General features: G+C 42.0%; 14 protein-coding genes. 6 read left to right on the forward strand and 8 right to left on the reverse strand.

Translation table 11 applies throughout. From position 1 onward, the window contains the following. Positions 1-20: 20 nt before the first annotated feature. Positions 21-2,627 (reverse strand): DUF4955 domain-containing protein, encoded by a 2,607-nt coding sequence (locus DW862_RS06935; protein WP_008024001.1) that lies wholly within the window; start codon positions 2,625-2,627, stop codon positions 21-23. A gap of 145 nt (positions 2,628-2,772) precedes the next feature. Further along, positions 2,773-5,613 (reverse strand): DEAD/DEAH box helicase, encoded by a 2,841-nt coding sequence (locus tag DW862_RS06940; RefSeq protein ID WP_120067544.1) that lies wholly within the window; start codon positions 5,611-5,613, stop codon positions 2,773-2,775. Between the two features lie 53 nt (positions 5,614-5,666). Between DW862_RS06940 and mnmA the strand changes: the two genes are divergently transcribed. Further along, positions 5,667-6,806 (forward strand): tRNA 2-thiouridine(34) synthase MnmA, encoded by a 1,140-nt coding sequence (gene mnmA / locus DW862_RS06945; RefSeq protein ID WP_004315547.1) that lies wholly within the window; start codon positions 5,667-5,669, stop codon positions 6,804-6,806. Between the two features lie 240 nt (positions 6,807-7,046). On the opposite strand, the gene DW862_RS06950 is transcribed toward mnmA, so the two are convergent. After that, entirely contained in the window at positions 7,047-8,573 is a 1,527-nt protein-coding gene (locus tag DW862_RS06950; RefSeq protein ID WP_087317611.1) for a GH3 auxin-responsive promoter family protein, read from the reverse strand. Positions 8,574-8,710: 137 nt separating this feature from the next. Here DW862_RS06950 and DW862_RS06955 point away from each other — a divergent pair, with 137 nt between their 5' ends. Then, on the forward strand, positions 8,711-9,721 hold the full coding sequence (locus tag DW862_RS06955) for an ATP-dependent 6-phosphofructokinase (RefSeq protein ID WP_004315551.1): 1,011 nt from the start codon (positions 8,711-8,713) through the stop codon (positions 9,719-9,721). On the opposite strand, the gene rnc is transcribed toward DW862_RS06955, so the two are convergent. The 3 genes from rnc to DW862_RS06970 are packed head-to-tail and all read right to left on the reverse strand — an operon-like array spanning position 9,663 to position 12,210. After that, positions 9,663-10,730, reverse strand: coding sequence for a ribonuclease III (gene rnc, locus DW862_RS06960; RefSeq protein WP_117683800.1), 1,068 nt, complete (start codon positions 10,728-10,730; stop codon positions 9,663-9,665). The two genes, DW862_RS06955 and rnc, sit on opposite strands and share 59 nt — an antisense overlap. Beyond that, the gene (gene fabF, locus DW862_RS06965) at positions 10,696-11,958 is read right to left on the reverse strand and encodes a beta-ketoacyl-ACP synthase II (protein ID WP_008024013.1); all 1,263 of its coding nucleotides are present in this window, start codon (positions 11,956-11,958) and stop codon (positions 10,696-10,698) included. The genes rnc and fabF overlap by 35 nt, the downstream gene beginning before the upstream one ends. Positions 11,959-11,973: 15 nt before the next feature. Then, entirely contained in the window at positions 11,974-12,210 is a 237-nt protein-coding gene (locus DW862_RS06970) for an acyl carrier protein (RefSeq protein ID WP_002558672.1), read from the reverse strand. Between the two features lie 98 nt (positions 12,211-12,308). Here DW862_RS06970 and purN point away from each other — a divergent pair, with 98 nt between their 5' ends. After that, on the forward strand, positions 12,309-12,935 hold the full coding sequence (purN, locus tag DW862_RS06975) for a phosphoribosylglycinamide formyltransferase (protein WP_008024015.1): 627 nt from the start codon (positions 12,309-12,311) through the stop codon (positions 12,933-12,935). An 84-nt stretch (positions 12,936-13,019) separates the two neighbouring features. Here the strand turns inward: purN and pdxB are convergent, their stop codons facing one another. Continuing rightward, a complete protein-coding gene (pdxB, locus tag DW862_RS06980; protein ID WP_120067545.1) occupies positions 13,020-14,060 on the reverse strand; it encodes a 4-phosphoerythronate dehydrogenase PdxB in 1,041 nt (346 codons plus the stop codon). 117 nt (positions 14,061-14,177) lie between these two features. Here pdxB and DW862_RS06985 point away from each other — a divergent pair, with 117 nt between their 5' ends. Genes DW862_RS06985 through DW862_RS06995 form a run of 3 tightly spaced genes read left to right on the forward strand, consistent with a single transcriptional unit; the run spans position 14,178 to position 16,954 of the window. Next, positions 14,178-14,783, forward strand: a complete 606-nt coding sequence (locus tag DW862_RS06985) for a DUF4254 domain-containing protein (protein ID WP_015532111.1) — start codon at positions 14,178-14,180, stop codon at positions 14,781-14,783. 3 nt (positions 14,784-14,786) lie between these two features. Continuing rightward, positions 14,787-15,818 carry a glycosyltransferase family 9 protein gene (locus DW862_RS06990; RefSeq protein ID WP_009039118.1) on the forward strand — a complete coding sequence of 344 codons (1,032 nt, stop codon included), beginning with the start codon at positions 14,787-14,789 and terminating at the stop codon, positions 15,816-15,818. A gap of 59 nt (positions 15,819-15,877) precedes the next feature. Further along, positions 15,878-16,954, forward strand: a complete 1,077-nt coding sequence (locus DW862_RS06995) for a glycosyltransferase family 1 protein (protein ID WP_061448425.1) — start codon at positions 15,878-15,880, stop codon at positions 16,952-16,954. Here the strand turns inward: DW862_RS06995 and DW862_RS07000 are convergent. Further along, positions 16,937-17,995 carry a glycosyltransferase family 9 protein gene (locus DW862_RS07000; protein WP_118407503.1) on the reverse strand — a complete coding sequence of 353 codons (1,059 nt, stop codon included), beginning with the start codon at positions 17,993-17,995 and terminating at the stop codon, positions 16,937-16,939. The two genes, DW862_RS06995 and DW862_RS07000, sit on opposite strands and share 18 nt — an antisense overlap. Between the last annotated feature and the right edge of the window lie 60 nt (positions 17,996-18,055).

The raw sequence follows: 18,055 nt of genomic DNA on the forward strand, positions 1-18,055 counted from the left end.
ATTATATTGTTTTAAAGTTATTATTTTAAAGAGGATAGCCAGGAAGGAACATATCCCAAACGTTTACGTAATTGAGCCTCATAGAGTGAATATGGTTCCACAGCAGTTCCGTTACTTTCGAGTCGCTTCATTTGAGTAGCATCAAAATCTAAAGGACTTCCGTGGAAACCGACAATGATAGGAGGCATAAATTTCCACCAAAAGCCGTTACTATCCCACCAGGTAAATTTACCTTCTGTATCGATGTCCTGATCTGTTTGTACATTTGTTGCATAGAAATTCCATATTGTCAGATTCTCCATGTGATTTGGCATTTGAGCAGAGTCTCCTCCTTGTCTCCAATGCATGAAACCGCCAGTACAGCAGTCAATTAATGTTGCACGTGGCTGTGTGGCATGTGATTCAAAGCAAGAATCATCTCCCCATTTCACATTCCATATTACAGCACCCATGCTTTGCTTTGAAACACCGCAAGCGTGATATTGACCAACGTTTGTTTTATATTCCATCAATGTGCTTTCACCTTCTCCTTTTCTAAGTGTGTAGCCATTGCTGCTTTCAGTTACTTTTCCAATAAAGATACGGGAAGAAGCTTGCGAGCGGATAGAAGCATGTCCACGATTACCACCAATAGTGATGTCATAAGCAGAACAATTGGCAGAACTTGTGATTGACATGGCTTCACTAACACTTTCAAAATTAACCCGGCGCATCCATGAATTGGTCAGACGTACAAAATCGATAAGCTTAAAACCACCGTCATCTATGTCAGAGCCGTGATGAATAAACTTCTCTTTGGCATGTCCTTTAAATGTAAGGTCTTCTACGCCAACATTGGCATAATTGGCGAATTTATGTACATTCCATCCCCAATCTTTATTAATAGCATGCATGATGGGTTCTTTAAAGGTAATACTGTTACCACTAATCTTTTCAATCTGATGGTATTCGAATATTTGAATACCATTTGTTTTGATATTGGGAGTAATGCCTTGTTGTACCTTAATATCTTGCCATTGATAAGGCGATAGTTCGGAATTAATAACATCATTATCCGTGTTTCCCAACTTGGGGGTTCCCAGTACGAGACATACCCAACTGCCCGCACTTACTCCTGTTAAACTGGCCGTTATGGTTTTGCTGCCTATGGGAGCGTCTTCAGTGATAGCACCAATTGATTCTCCTAATCCTGTATTATGTTTGAACTCCATCATAACAGGAGCATTCCACATTTCCTCAGTAGGTTTGGGAGAATTATTTGCAGCAGTCATTTCGAGTGTTGTTTTGTTTCTTCCGGCTCCTTTTAAAACAATATCACTCATCGATATACGAATCCTGCGATCCTTAGAATCCTCATCTTGTAGAATATAATTCCCTTCTGGGAAGTAGATAATAGCTTTAGCGTTTTCCTTAATATATCGATCTGTCATATTATTGAGATCTTCTTGCTTTGTTTCTCTTGCTATTTCTTCCAGTACCTTCATGAAAGCTGCTCTGTCAGATTTGCCGTCGTTGGGGATAGCCCCATATTGGGGATCTGTAACATCGTATACTTTATATCCTTGTGCTATTAATGTTTCTATTTCAGGAGGAGCTATTTCACCATGTTTATATCCGGCGTATGAAAAGTCCAATAATACATTTTGTTGATCTGCGTTTACAAATTGTTGCCAGGCTTTTGCTCCGGTTTCATTGGAAAGTTGTTTCACTTCAATAGAAACAATACGGATATAATTCTTTGATGAAGTAAGTACAATCTTAATTGTTTCTTCTACGTCTTTTACAACAGTTGCTTGTGGTGTGATAGTTAATAAGTTCTCGGATAAAAGAACATCCCATCCTTTAGGAGCTTGTATTGCAGCTTGTTGCACGTCATTCTGTTCTACTTTATACTCTTTATGGCTTTCATTGGGGGCAAAAACTTGCACAGCTTGTTCACTTTCAGCGTCATTGAGACCATAAATGATCAGTCCGAAGCTGTCGTCTACTGGGAAAGTATATGTTTTTTCACCATCAGCCAGGGTGAATGAGAAAGTATGGTTTGCTTCATTATATTCTACCTTGCTGAATATGCTGGTTCCTCCCTGACTTCCACCTTCGGCCTTAGTTCCTAAGCTTGTATATGTTTGTCCATTATCGTAGCTCACTTGCCAATATCCACTGGAAGATACGCTGATTAATGGAGTTGCCACCACATTGCCTTCTCCATCACGGGGCCAGGCTGATATTTTCTCTCCATCGGCTCCTGGCAGATATTTGAAATCTGTATCATTACTTGTTTTATATATCCAGTAGCCTTCTTCGTCTACGGAAAATTCAGGGACAGACGCTTGTACTGCTTCACTCTCCATGACTTTAATGCTTGTTCCGTCACTAAGTTCCAGCAAATATCCTAAGCCATCTTTAGTCGGAGTAATTCCGATAATGATTTTGTTTTTTTGCATAAGGGCTTGCAGACTGGCAAATGAAGTATTCAGTCCTTCCGTTGCTTTTTCCAAAGCAGCGACACGGTCTTTCAGAGAATTGATGTCTGCTTCCAGGTCGTCTGTTTTTTGGCATGATTGCATGATTGCCAACATGCTGCAAATACCAAATAGTAATAGGTAGGTAATGCTCCTGTTTTTCATACATTTATTATTTCGGGTTATTTATAATTTTCACAGTGGCAAAGATAACCGGATAAAATAAGAGTATATGGATAAAAAAATTCAGGAATACGATGAAATAATACATTTTACACACCTCTGTGATAGATTGAGGCTTTATGTATTATTAGAGCAGGTCTACCCATTGCTCATTGCTTAATATAGGCAATGACTCACTGTCGGCAACAAATGTTTCCGCCAGTTTTCGTTTCTCATCTTGCAGATGCAGAATCTTTTCCTCAATGCTGTTTTGTGTAATGAAGCGATAGGCAATCACCTGTTTGTCTTGACCGATACGATGGGCACGGGCGATGGCTTGCGATTCGGCGGCAGGATTCCACCAGGGATCTATGATAAATACATAGTCGGCTTGTGTAAGATTGAGTCCCACACCCCCTGCTTTTAGTGAAATAAGGAATGCCTGAACATCTTTTTGCTCGGTGAAATGGGCGATTTCGGAAGGCCGGTTGTTGGTTGCTCCTGTTAATAGGGCATATTTCCAGCCTCGTTCTCGGAAAGCTTCAGCCAAGACCTCCAGATGTTTGACGAATGAAGAGAAAATTAGGACTTTGTGTCCTTCGCTTTGTAATGTAGCGAATGTTTCGATTATCTGTGCGGTTTTTCCGGATGTTCCGGTATAATCAGGAAGAATGAGTTGCGGATGACAAGAGAGTTGTCGTAAACGCAAAATGCCATTTAGTACACTAAATGAATGGAGCCTGTTCGTACTTTGAGGGTGCTGGAGAAGTATGTTTCGCAGGCTGTTTTTCTCCTGTTCGTAACACGTGTTCTGCTCTTCAGTCATGTCGCAGTAGATTGTTTCTTCCGTAAGTTCAGGAAGTTCCGGAGCTACCTCTTTCTTGCTTCTGCGGAGGATGAATGGGGCAGTCAGTTGTTGCAACTGCACTCGTACGCGTTCGTTTCCCTGGCGAATCGGCATTATGAACTGCTTTTGGAAAGCACTTTCCGTGCCCAGTAAGTCCGGTTGTATAAAATGAAATTGAGCCCACAGGTCCTTTAATGAGTTTTCGATAGGAGTACCTGTCAGTGCGAGTCGGTGTTTGCTTTGCAGTTGAATTGCCGACCGGAAGGTGAGCGATTCGCTATTCTTGATATTCTGGCTTTCATCGAGCACAACGTATTCGAAACGGTAGGAAGAGAGTATATCAATGTTATTTCTCATCATGCCATACGTAGTAAAGATCAAGTGAAAATGACCGAAGAATTTTTCCGGACGTTTCTTGTCTATAGCCACGGTGTTGTTGTATTCCATCATTGAGAGCCCTGTAAAGCGCTTGGCTTCCCGTCGCCAGTTGTGAAGTAGCGATGTGGGGACTACAATTAGGGTAGCGGGTTGTTTGGGAGCGGATGGCTTATATATGTACTGTAGCAGGGTAAGAGTCTGAAGAGTCTTCCCGAGTCCCATGTCATCTGCCAGGCATCCGCCAAATCCTTGTTTATGGAGGTGTACCATCCACGAGAATCCTTTCTGCTGATAGGGGCGTAACGTTGCTTTAAGCGTTCTTGGTACGGCAACGTTATGTATTTGCTGCTTCGCGGGGAATTTTTTCACTCCATCCTCACCCAAAGCTGTCTGTACGGCACCTATAAATGCATGTTTCAACCGAATTCCTTTTTCTGTTTGTACTCCCATCTCCAGTAAGTTCGCATATTTGCTGAACCACTCTTCAGGCAGGAGAATCATACGCCCGTCAGGTAGCAGATATTCCCGCTTTTCTTCGAGGATATGTTTGCGGAAACGTGAAAAAGGAATGCGCAGATTACCGATAACAACAGTGATGTGCAGTTCGAACCAGTCAACCTCATCGTCGCAGCTTTGCTCGATGCGTATCTCATCCAGACAATATAATGCATTCCCTACATTACTGGTAAGGTGAAAGGATTGCTGCAACATCTCCCGATGATTGTTGATCCATTCGACAATTGTCTTTTCCGGAGCTTTGGCGGATAGTTGGAAGTGTGTGGCATTGAGTTGTTGCAGACCGGCATTCGTTAAGAGTTGGACTGCTTGTTCTTCCACTGTAATATTACGCGGGAAAAAGCCGATTTCACGGGATGTTTTCCGATAAATGATTTTCTTCATTTCATTAGCACTATCTGGTGCAAATGTCTGGTCTCCATAGCGGAAGACAAGTTGCAATGCTTGTCCGTTGTATGTGGCATCTTCGAATGAGAGAACAGCTTCACAGGCACATTCTTCTTCAGTAATATTCAAACCGTGAGTCTCGATATCGTGATAACGTGCAATTGGAATAACGATGTTGTCTATGTATTTCTCAATCTGCAAAGCGTCTACGCTAATCGATCTTTTCTTTGTGAAAGGTAAGATACGTGCGCTTTCAATGTGCGGAAAGAAATATAACTCCATTCCCAATAATAGAGTGGCCGGCGAGGAGGTCAGTACAACTACCGGTTTTAACTCACTCAAAGAGAACGGTTGCCCTTCATAATAACACTGCAACTGATAACGGAACGTTTTACTGTCAACATGAAACGTTACGCGAATTTCTACGTCGTGAGGGTTGATATGATAAATATGATGGGCGTATAAGATTTTGCTACCGGCTTGTTTCTGATAAAAAGGCAGTCCATTTTCCCGTATCAACGCCAGCATCTCCAACAGCTTCTTTTCGATGAACGGGCGAATATTATTTTTAATTCGTTCCGGATCTTCGGATAGCTTATGTAGAAAGCGTGATACTGTTTTTTCACGGGAGTAGAGGCCCATCAGATACTTTTCTGTATAGTATGAAGCGATATCGATAGCTTGTCTTTCCGCTTCGCTCATTATGCTCATAGCTTCCGGAGAGGCGTGAAACGCTTGCTCCACTAATTGCAAGGTGCCATCGTTCAGCCTTTCCGCAATATACGGAATCAGTAATATGCCGAGTATCGGATGCTCTGTGAAAACGATTATAACTTGTCCGTTAGTTGGTCTCTCTTTCATTCTCTTTTAGGCTTTAACTGACAAAGATACGGGAAAATACTTAATTTTGCAGCATGATAGAGGAAAACAAACGCGTATTGCTTGGAATGAGTGGCGGTACAGATAGCTCTGTTGCTGCTATGCGATTGCTGGAAGCCGGTTATGAAGTAATCGGGGTAACCTTCCGTTTTTATGAATTGAATGGTTCGACAGAATACTTGGAAGATGCCCGTAATTTGGCAGAACGTTTAGGAATACGGCATATAACATACGATGCCCGTGAAATATTTGCCCGGCAGATTATTGAATATTTTGTGCAGGAATACCTGGCAGGACGTACTCCGGTCCCCTGTACCTTGTGCAATAATTATCTGAAATGGCCTTTGCTTGCTAAGATTGCCGATGAAATGGGAATTTTTTATATTGCTACCGGACACTATGCGCAGAATATACAACTAAATGAAACCTTTTATATAACGTACGCCGCCGATTCGGATAAGGATCAAACCTTCTTCTTATGGGGATTGAAACAGGATATTCTTAATAGGATGCTGTTGCCGATGGGCGATATTACGAAAGCTGAAGCCCGTGCCTGGGCTGCTGAACATGGTTTTCGAAAGGTGGCAACCAAAAAGGATAGTATTGGTGTCTGTTTTTGCCCGATGGACTATCGGACCTTTTTAAAAGACTGGTTGGTCAGAAATGGTCAGATGTCGGTCAGTAATAGTGAGGCATCAATCAACAATAGTCAGACATCGGGCAGCGATAAACAGACCTGGTCTGACAGAATCAGAAGAGGAAGATTTGTCGATGAAAAGGGAAATTTTATTGCCTGGCATGAAGGCTATCCCTTTTATACTATTGGGCAGAGACGCGGTTTGGGCATTCATCTGAATCGTCCTGTATTTGTGAAAGAGATTGATCCTGAAAAGAATGAAGTGATGTTGGCTTCTCTTTCATCGTTGGAAAAAACAGAAATGTGGTTGAAAGATTGGAATCTTGTAAATCAGGAGCGTACTTTAGGACGCTCTGACATAATTGTGAAGATACGCTATCGCAAGCAGGAAAACTATGGCACGATTACCGTCACATCGGATCATTTACTGCACGTGCAGCTCCATGAACCATTAACAGCCATTGCTCCCGGGCAGGCTGCTGCATTCTATGGAGACGGATTGCTACTAGGAGGAGGAATCATAGTCAACGCCCGGTAATCTTATATATTGGGAAGATGAACGCTCTGACGCAAGTTTTTTAAAACAAAACTTAGCTTGCTAATCGACATAACTAAGGCACGGATTACACGAATAAACAAGGAAAGAGAATAAACTTATCCATGTAATTCGTGTAATCCGTGCCTGAAAGAAATCGGAGAGTTGTTTTGACGCTCTCTCCTTATACAAGTAACCTCTGTAATGGAAAAAAACTTGTAGTGGTTATGTTTTGGTTTTTGGTTATTCTTCCGGATGAGCGCTATTATTCAGCACCAGCATTGCTTCTATATATTCGCGTGTATTGCTTAATCTGGGTACTTTGTGTTGTCCTCCCAGTTTTCCTTTCTGTGCCAGCCAGTCATGGAACAATCCCTGACGGGCAACGATCACTTCCAATGGTTGCAAAGCAATATCTTTCCATCGTTTGGCCTCATAGTCAGAGTTAACCTCTTTCAGCGTAGCGTCAAGTATTGCGGCGAACTTTTCTACGGAATCCGGCATTTTGGCAAATTCTATCAGCCACTGGTGCCTGCATTTTGCGTTCTCATCCATAAACACCGGCGCCGCAGAGTATTCGCAAATTTGTGCTCCGGTTTCGGCGCAAGCCTTTGCCAAGCCTTTTTCAGCATTATCGACAATCAGCTCTTCACCAAATGCATTGATGAAATGCTTCGTTCTTCCCGTGATGACAAACTTATAGGGATTTTTGCTGGTAAACTTCACTGTATCACCAATCATGTATCTCCACAAACCACAGGAAGTAGAAATAACCATTGCATAGTTCTTGTTGAGCTCGACTTCTTCAAGACAATAAGCCCGTGGATTTTCTTTTCCCACTTCCTCCAATGGAACAAATTCGTAGAAAATTCCATAGTCGATCATTAATAACATGGCAGGATCGGAAAGGTCGTTCTGGGTTCCGAAATATCCTTCCGAAGCATTGTAGGTCTCTACATAATGCATTTTAGGTGTTGTAATCACCTGTTTATATTGCTCACGATACGGTGTGAAAGCCACTCCACCGTGGAAGAAGACTTCCAGATTGGGCCATACTTCTTCTAGTGCCTGCTTTCCTGTCTTTTCAAGAACACGTTTGATAAGTACCAACATCCACGACGGTACACCGGACAGACTTGTCACATTTACCGGAATAGTGCTGTTGGCGATTGCTTCTATCTTGGTTTCCCATTCGCTCATCAACGCAATTTTCTTGCTTGGTACACGAATGAAATTGATAAGCGGATTTACGTTTTGAATCAGAATAGCGGATAAATCTCCTACTAAACTATGATTGGAATTGAGGTTCGGGCTATGGCTTCCTCCTAGAATCAGTCCCTTGCCGGAGAAGAAATGGCTATCCGGATTGATGCGGAAATAAAGAGCTGCCGCGTCTTTTCCTCCTCTGTAATGAATATCTTCCAGCGCTTCCTTGCTGACGGGAAGGAATTTACTTTTATCATTAGTCGTTCCGGAGGATTTTGCAAACCAGCGTATCTCCGATGGCCAAAGCAGATTCTGTTCCCCAGCTCGCAAACGTTCTACATAAGGCTTAATTTCTTCGTATGTCTGGATAGGAACACGTTTACGGAAATCTTCATAGTTACGGATAGAGGAATAATCGTACTTTCTTCCCCATTCTGTTTGAGCGGCCTGGCGTGTTAAGCGGCTTAACACACGATGCTGTATCTCACTAGCCTGACTAGCATATAGGTCTATCTGTTTTAAACGGGAATCGAAAGTCTTACTAATAATTTTTGTAATATTCATTTCTGCTTTAACATAATAATGTTTAGTCGTGCAAAAGTAACTTATTTATCTTTTTTTTCTATCTTTACGACGGAAATAATCGTTAAAAATAGACGACTTTCATATAAATCCCGAGTTTTAGACTAAAAAATGCGACAATGAGAATTGGAATCTTAACATCCGGCGGGGACTGTCCCGGTATTAATGCCACGATTCGTGGCGTGTGCAAAACTGCCATCAATTATTACGGGATGGAAGTAGTAGGTATTCACAGCGGTTTTCAGGGCTTGCTGACTAAAGATGTCGAATCTATTACAGACAAGTCGCTCTCCGGTTTGCTCAATCTGGGTGGAACGATGTTAGGAACATCTCGTGAGAAGCCTTTCAAAAAAGGAGGCGTTGTCTCTGATGTTGACAAACCGTCTTTAATCCTTCAGAATATCCGGGAAATGGAACTCGACTGTGTCGTTTGTATCGGCGGAAATGGAACACAGAAGACTGCGGCGAAGTTTGCTGCGATGGGAGTGAATATCGTATCTGTTCCTAAAACCATTGATAATGATATTTGGGGTACAGATATTTCTTTCGGTTTCGACTCGGCAGTAAGTATTGCTACCGATGCCATCGACCGTTTACATTCCACCGCAAGTTCTCACAAAAGGGTGATGGTGATTGAAGTGATGGGGCACAAGGCGGGTTGGATTGCCTTGTATTCCGGTATGGCAGGAGGAGGGGATGTGATTCTTCTCCCTGAAATTGCTTATGACATTAAAAATATTGGTAATACGATTCTGGAAAGACTGAAAAAGGGCAAGCCTTATTCTATTGTAGTGGTAGCAGAAGGTATTAGGACAGACGGACGCAAACGGGCTGCTGAATATATTGCGCAGGAGATTGAATATGAAACTGGTATAGAAACTCGCGAAACAGTTCTGGGCTATATTCAGCGTGGTGGTTCGCCTACTCCTTTCGACCGCAATCTTTCTACCCGTATGGGCGGCCACGCGACAGAATTGATCGCCAAGGGTGAATTCGGGCGTATGGTAGCTTTAAAAGGGGACGATATTGCATCTATCCCTCTTGAAGAAGTTGCAGGAAAACTGAAATTAGTTACTGAAGATCACGATTTGGTGATTCAGGGGCGTCGCATGGGGATTTGCTTTGGCTAGTCTTCTCGGCTTCCATAGTAGGTTGTGCCGTAGAAATTTCATTATCGGAGGTGTTTTCTTCTAAAACATTCTCCGGTTTTGTCTCGGGAATTACATTCAGTTCGGCTTCAAGTTCATTCTCAAATTCATTCTCAAGTTCAGTTGCCAATTCAGTTTCAGAGTTAGTTGCAAGTTCAACCTCCGGTTCTGTTGTAGTTGTTGAATGTTGTGCTTTGATCTCTTCGACAGTTGACATAAATACGGGTTCCTTTACTTTCTTTATAGCCATTTGGGCAGCATTCTGTTGAGACTCTTTCTTGGAATATCCCGTACCTGTTCCTGCCGGAAGTCCTTCAATGCGTACTTCGGTTTGGAAGACAGGGTTGCTGTCGTGATCGAGAAATTGCTCGATTAACTCAAAGGAAACCTCCATCTTATTTTTTTGGCTCCACTCAATAAGTTTGGATTTGAAGTTAACCTCTTTTCGGGATATTTTATCCAGGTCGATATAACGGTTGATGATCCGTTGCTCCATAAACTGTTTGCAGCGTTCATACCCCTGATCCAGATAAATAGCTCCGATAAATGCCTCAAAAGCATTTCCGTACATATAACTGTTGTGAGAAGAAGAGCGGGTGGAATACTTTATGAGTTTATCCAAGCCGATTTCAACGGCCAACTTATTCAAAGTCTCCCGTTGTACGATTTTAGAACGTGTGTTGGTCAGGAAACCTTCTCGTTTCCCTTCAAAACGTTTATAGACAATATCTCCTACGATGGCGTCGAGGATGGCGTCACCTAAAAACTCCAGCCGTTCATTGTTGAGGGGACGTCCCTTGTCGGAGCGGACAGAAGTTGATTTGTGCAGGAGAGCCTGCTCATAAAGTTGGATATTGCGCGGGTAGAACCCGAGTATCCGGTAAAAACAAAGATAAGACTCTCTATCCTTGCGGAACAAGAGCCTTATCTTATCTATTTCGTTACGTAACACGATATTACTCTGCGTATTTCTTGAAGATAACGCACGCATTGTGACCACCAAATCCAAATGTATTGGACAAGGCAACATTAACTTCGCGTTTCTGTGCTTTATTGAACGTGAAATTAAGGTTATAGTCGATATTCTCGTCGTTGTCACCTTCTTCGTGGTTGATAGTCGGAGGAACAATGCCGTTCTTGATAGCAAGGATACTTGCAATAGATTCTACCGCACCGGCAGCTCCCAGCAAGTGACCTGTCATAGATTTTGTTGAACTGATGTTCAACTCGAACGCATGATCACCGAATACTTCCTTGATTGCTTTTGCTTCTGAAATGTCACCAACCGGAGTAGATGTACCGTGTACATTGATATAATCTACTTCTTTCGGATCCATTTCCGCATCTTCCAGTGCATTTTTCATCACCAATTTCGCTCCCAGACCTTCCGGATGAGAAGCTGTCAGGTGATGTGCATCTGCAGACATACCTACACCGGCAACTTCTGCATAGATTTTTGCACCGCGAGCTTTAGCGTGTTCCAGTTCTTCCAGGATCAGGCAACCGCCACCTTCGCCCATAACGAAACCATCACGGCTTGCGCTAAACGGACGTGAAGCTTTAGAAGCTTCGTCGTTGCGTGTTGACAGTGCGTGCATAGCGTTGAAACCGCCCACACCTGCCGGGAAGATAGCTGCTTCCGAACCACCGGATACAATTACGTTTGCTTTACCCAGACGAATCAGGTTGAAAGCATCTGCAATAGCGTTGGTTGAAGTAGCACATGCTGAACAAGTCGCGTAGTTAGGACCATGGAAACCATACATGATAGAAATCTGTCCGGCTGCAATATCCGAAATCATCTTTGGAATGAAGAACGGATTAAATTTCGGACCCATTTCCTGACGAGTGTAGTAGTTGCCTACCTCTTCTTCAAATGTATGTATACCACCAATACCGGCGCCGAAAATAACACCGATTTTGTTCAAGTCTTCTTTCTCGACATCAAGACCGGAATCACTCACCGCTTCTTTGGCAACAGCGATGGCATATTGAGTATACAGGTCCATCTTTCTTGCTTCTTTGCGGTCTATGTATTTCGTTGCATCGAAGTCTTTCACTTCGCATGCGAATTGGGTCTTGAATAACGACGCATCAAAATGAGTAATAGGCCCTGCTCCACTAACCCCGTTCACAAGGTTTTCCCAAAATTCGGGAACGCTGTTGCCAACGGGAGTAATGGCGCCAAGGCCTGTTACTACCACTCTTTTTAATTCCATATTGATGAAATCGAATTACTTAGCGTGTTCTTCGATATAAGATACAGCATCACCTACAGTACCAATCTTTTCTGCTTGGTCATCAGGAATAGAGATACCGAATTCTTTTTCGAATTCCATGATAAGTTCTACAGTGTCAAGAGAATCTGCTCCCAGGTCGTTAGTGAAGCTTGCTTCGGTTGTAACTTCTGATTCTTCTACGCCTAATTTATCAACGATAATCGCTTTTACTCTTGATGCAATTTCAGACATAACTTTAAGTTTTTAATTAATAATTAGTTTTATTTCTTTAAATTTGCGGTGCAAAGGAATGAATATTTATCGTTTTGCGCAAATATTTGACTAAATAAATGCAAAGTTTTGCACATTTTTCACTGTTTTGTGCATCGAAATTGAGGGTTATGAAGAAAAACATCGCAATTTTTGCTTCCGGTTCCGGTTCAAATGCCGAGAATATTATCCGGTATTTCCAAAAAAACGATTCCGTTCAGGTTTCGTTGGTACTTTCTAATAAAAGTGATGCATACGTTTTGGAACGTGCGCATCGTTTGGGAGTGCCCTGTAACGTGTTTCCAAAGGAGGACTGGATAGCCGGAGATGAAATTTTGGCTATTTTGCAGGAGTACCGCATCGACTTTGTCGTACTGGCTGGCTTTCTGGTTCGTGTGCCTGACTTGCTTTTGCATGCTTATCCCGATAAAATTATAAATATACATCCTGCTCTTCTGCCGAAGTTCGGAGGCAAAGGAATGTATGGTGACCGGGTTCATGAAGCGGTAGTGGCTGCCGGTGAAAAGGAAAGCGGTATCACTATACATTATATAAATGAGCATTATGACGAAGGAAATGCAATCTTCCAGGCTACCTGTCCTGTTCTTCCGACAGATTCTCCGGATGATGTAGCCAAGAAAGTGCATGCCTTGGAATATGAATACTTCCCGCAAGTCATAGAACAAGTATTAAGAAATAAGTATTAATTAAGTATTACTCCATGCAGATAATCGTTTGACGGAATTTCATGAAGTTCTCGGTCGCTACGGTTAATACTTAATACTTATTTCTTAATACTTGATTAAATAAGCTGTCTCTTCTCGCCGCAAAGGATAATCCCCGCGTAAGGTTTCGAATTGTTCCGGTTGATTTTTCAATCGGGTGCTATCTTCGACTGGATTATATATTTGGAGGATTGCTTCTTCATGGTTTTTGGCATGTATGATAGGAGAGGCGGGTGTCGGTGCGTTTATTTTATAATCAGCTTCTATTTGGAAGAATTTGCAAATGGCATCCAGTGACATGCGTGTGGCGTTTGCTTTTCCATCGGCAGAGTAACCCGCAATGTGGGGAGTGCCAATAAATACTTTATCCAGTAACTCACGGTTAATTTCCGGTTCATGTTCCCATACATCAATGATGGCATCTAAAATGATCCGGCTGTCTAGGGCTTTTAAAAGAGCATTGGTGTCAATGACCTCTCCTCGGGAGGTATTAATGATAACCGGTTTTCGTTTGAGTGACTGGAAGAAGTTCTCATCTGCCAGGTGGAAGGTTTTATATTTCCCTTCCTTATATAAAGGTACGTGAAAGGTTATGATATCACATTCTTCTGCAATTTTATTTAGTGAGGCAAATAGCTCTGTTCCTTCTTTTTCCTCCCGTGGCAAATCATTCAGTAAAACGCACATGCCAAAATCCCGGGCAACTTTAGCTACCTTACTCCCTACGTTTCCCACTCCTATGATTCCAATCGTCAGTTCGTTTAACTTTTTGTTTCTGCAAGATTTCCACACCAGAAGCGATGACTGTATATATTGGGCGACAGAAGCAGAATTGCATCCCGGAGCATTTGTCCATTCTATGCCTGCCTGTTTGCAATACTCTGTATCAATGTGATCGAAACCAATAGTTGCCGTCGCTATGAATTTCACCCGACTACCTTCCAATAAATCCCGGTTGCAATGTGTGCGGGTACGGACAATAAGTGCGTCTGCCTCCCGTACGAGCTCCGGAGTGAAATCTTTCCCCGGTACATAAGCCACCTCATCGGCTATTCTCTGAACCGCTTCTTTTATAAATGGTATTTTATTGTCGATAATAATTTTCATATACAATTCATCTTTTATACCCACAAAGGTAACAAATAAAAAAGTAAGAAACGGTTGCTTGTCTGAAAAATATTACATAGATTTGCCCTATTATATATCTATTAGCTAGTTAAGATTATGACATTTAGTAACCTTTGCAACGAGATTTTTTGGAAATCGACAACAGATTACCATGTAACGGATAGTGTGGATGCTCCGATGAACAATCCTTACGAGTTGAAAACTATTGAGTATTATTTATATCTAAAGAACTGGATTGATGCTGTGCAATGGCATTTTGAGGATATTATCCGTGACCCGCAGATTGATCCGGTAGAAGCATTGGCTTTGAAAAGAAGAATTGATAAATCAAATCAGGATCGTACAGACTTGGTGGAACTAATTGATAGCTACTTCTTAGACAAATACAAAGAAGTAAAACCTCTTTCTGACGCAACGATCAATACAGAAAGTCCTGCATGGGCTATTGACCGCTTGTCAATTCTTGCATTGAAAATTTACCACATGCAGCAGGAAGTGGAACGTACGGATACTACAGAGGAACACCGTCTTCAATGTCAGACTAAGCTGAATATCCTGCTGGAACAACGTAAAGACCTCTCTACGGCTATTGAGCAGTTATTGGTTGATATCGAAGCCGGGAGAAAATATATGAAAGTATATAAACAGATGAAAATGTATAATGACCCGGCATTGAATCCGGTGCTTTATGCTAAAAAATAACGAATGGCGCGTATTCTCATTATTCGTTTTTCAGCTCTTGGCGATGTAGCCATGACAATACCGGTAATACATTCGCTGGCTGTGCAATACCCGCAGCACGAAATAACAGTGTTAAGTCGTGCTGTATGGCAGCCGCTCTTTCAGGGGCTGCCTACGAATGTAGGTTTTGTCGGAGCTGACTTAACAGGCAAACACAAGGGGCTTTGGGGCTTGAATAGCCTCTATTCGGAGTTGAAAGCGATGCATTTTGATTACATTGCTGATTTTCATCATGTGCTTCGTTCCAAATATTTATGTCTGCGATTCCGTCTTGCCAATAAACCGGTAGCTTCCATATGTAAGGGAAGGGCCGGTAAAAAGAAACTGGTTCGTCGTCACGATAAGGTGATGGAGAATCAGAAGAGTTCTTTTCGCCGTTATGCCGATGTGCTTGAGAAGCTCGGTTTGCCGGTTTTATTAAATTTCTCTTCTATTTATGGCGAAGGAAAAGGCAACTTTGCAGAGATAGAGCCAGTCACAGGACCTAAGGAAGGTCAAAAATGGATTGGTATAGCCCCTTTTGCCAAACACAGAGGTAAGATTTATCCGTTAGAGTTGCAGGAGCAGGTTATAGCACATTTTGCGGCTAACCCACAAGTGAAAGTTTTTCTTTTTGGAGGTGGTAAAAGCGAGCAGGAAGTGTTTGACGCATGGATTGCTAAATATCCTTCTGTTGTTTCAATGATCGGTAAACTGAATATGCGTACCGAGCTGAATCTGATGAGCCATTTAGATGTGATGCTTTCAATGGATTCTGCCAATATGCATTTGGCGTCCTTGGTCAATATTCCGGTTGTTTCTATTTGGGGGGCCACTCATCCTTATGCCGGTTTTATGGGCTGGAAGCAATTGCCGGTTAATACCGTGCAACTTGATTTGTCATGCCGTCCCTGCTCTGTATATGGACAGAAGCCTTGTTGGCGTGGTGATTATGCCTGTTTAAGAGATATAAAGCCGGAACAGGTTATTGCAAAAATAGAAGGGATTGTAGGTTGATATTTGCAGGAATTCAATTTAGTTGTTTTTGAGCCGAAAGAGCGTAGAATCAAATAATGATGGAAAAAGAGATACAACGAAAGAAAAAGGTACTGATAGATCTTACGAATTATGGTAGTCTAACAGCTGGTTTCGGACAGATTGCGGCCAACTATGCGGCCGCTTTTTCGTCTATGCCGGTAGAGGATCTTCATTTTGTATATTTGTTGAGACAGAAATATATGCAGGAATTTGGCCCGAATGTGACCTCTGTTCCGGTACGTCGTATCAATAAGTTTTTCCCTTTTACTCTTCCTAAAGTAGATGTATGGCATGCGGTGAATCAGCAGCGGAAGTTGTTACGTATTGCCGGTGGTACAAAGTTTATCTTTACTATACATGACTTTAATTTCTTAACGGAGAAAAAGCCTTGGAAGGCTAAAATGTATCTTCGTCGGATGCAGAATAAGGTCAATAAGGCATCAGTAGTCACAACGATTTCTCATTATGTAGCAGATGTCATTCGCCAACATATAGATTTGAAGGGGAAAGAGATCCGGGTCATCTATAATGGGGTGGAGAGGATCGATATGTTGGAAGGAACCCAGCCGTCTTTTGCGACGGGACGTCCTTTCTTTTTTACGATTGGACAGATCCGTAGGAAAAAGAATTTCCATCTCCTGGTTGACGTAATGCGCCATTTCCCGGAATATGATTTGTATATTTGTGGAGATGCCCATTTCGCTTATGCTGAAGAAGTGCGTAATCTGATTCGTGAGAAGCAAGTCACTAATGTGTTTTTGACAGATGTAATCACTCAAAGTGAAAAGATTTGGTTGTATCGGAACTGTGAAGCGTTCCTGTTTCCTAGTGAAGGAGAAGGTTTTGGGCTGCCTGTGGTAGAAGCTATGCAGTTTGGAAAAGCTGTATTTGCTGCTAATCGCACTAGTTTGCCGGAAGTTTGTAATGGACATGCCATCATGTGGGAACATTTGGATACAGAATCTATGGTGCAAAGTATCCGGGAACATTTGCCTGATTTCTATAAAGATGAGGAACGCTTGACCAGAATGAAAGAACATGCAGCTTCATTCAGTTACGAGAAGCATATACAAGCTTATCTTGATTTATATCGCGAGTTAGCTCAATTGTCTTAATGTCGAAGTTAATTGATCGTATACCTTTTCCGGGGTAATTAATGCGAAACGTTCTTCATAAGTTAATGTTGCTTGTTGTTCCGGCGGAAGAATATCGTCGGGACTAATACCTCGGGCAAGTACGGAATTTGCAGGTAGCCACATTGATTTAGAAGCGCTTGGCGAATAAATAGCGAATGAAGGAATTTCGAGGGCTTGCGCAATGTGTCGGGCTCCTCCTTCGTTTCCGAAATAAAACGAGCAGTTGGCGCAAAGTGCTGCCAGTTGTCGTAATGAAGAGGCTTGTATATCAATCTTGATGCGTTCCGGGCATCCCAATTCCTTGTAGATATTTCTTGCATCTTCTTCTTCATACCCCGGTGCATAGTTGAAGATCATTTGTATGTCCTTGTATTCTTCCAATATTCTTTTAAGTGTGGTTATCATAAACTCCGTATTCCATTTTTTATGGAGGAGCTTGGTGGTGACTCCTATTAGGAATACAGGGCGCGCGAAATCTATCCCCTCCTTTTCCATATAATATCGAAAGTCTTTTTTCTCCTGGTCAGTGAGGTATAACCTGAATTCTTTTGTATATTGAATAGGCCTGATTTTCTCTAATGGCGCTGCAAGCAATAGGTTGCGTTCTACCATATCAGTTGTTAGACTATTGCTGTAAGTGTCTGTCCGATAATTTAATAGAAAACGTGTGTATCCCTTGATACGCCCTATCCGGAAAGGAGTTTTTAATGAGAAAAGAGAGAAAAAAAGAGTCCGGATCGTAGAACGCATATCGATGATGACATCGTATTTGTTTTGATGCGTCACTTGCCATACTTTTTTTATATAAGCAGTGAATGGCTTATTCTCATTCTTGTCAAATGTAATAACTTTATCTATGTCCGGGTGACCCTCATAGAGCGATGCTATATTTTTATTCAGCACAAAGTGTATTTCTGCATCGGGAAAACTTTTTTTCAGCGTACTGCACAATGCAACAGCCAGAATAGAGTCCCCTATTTGTCTAAATCGAATAATCAGAATTTTTTTGATTGGTTTCATGCTTGACTTCTTTATGCTTTTTATCGTGCAAACATAGCTAAAAAAAAGCATTTATGTCTA

Origin of the sequence: Bacteroides sp. AM37-9, from assembly GCF_003603455.1 — a bacterium.
Classification (GTDB): Bacteria; Bacteroidota; Bacteroidia; order Bacteroidales; family Bacteroidaceae; genus Bacteroides; species Bacteroides xylanisolvens.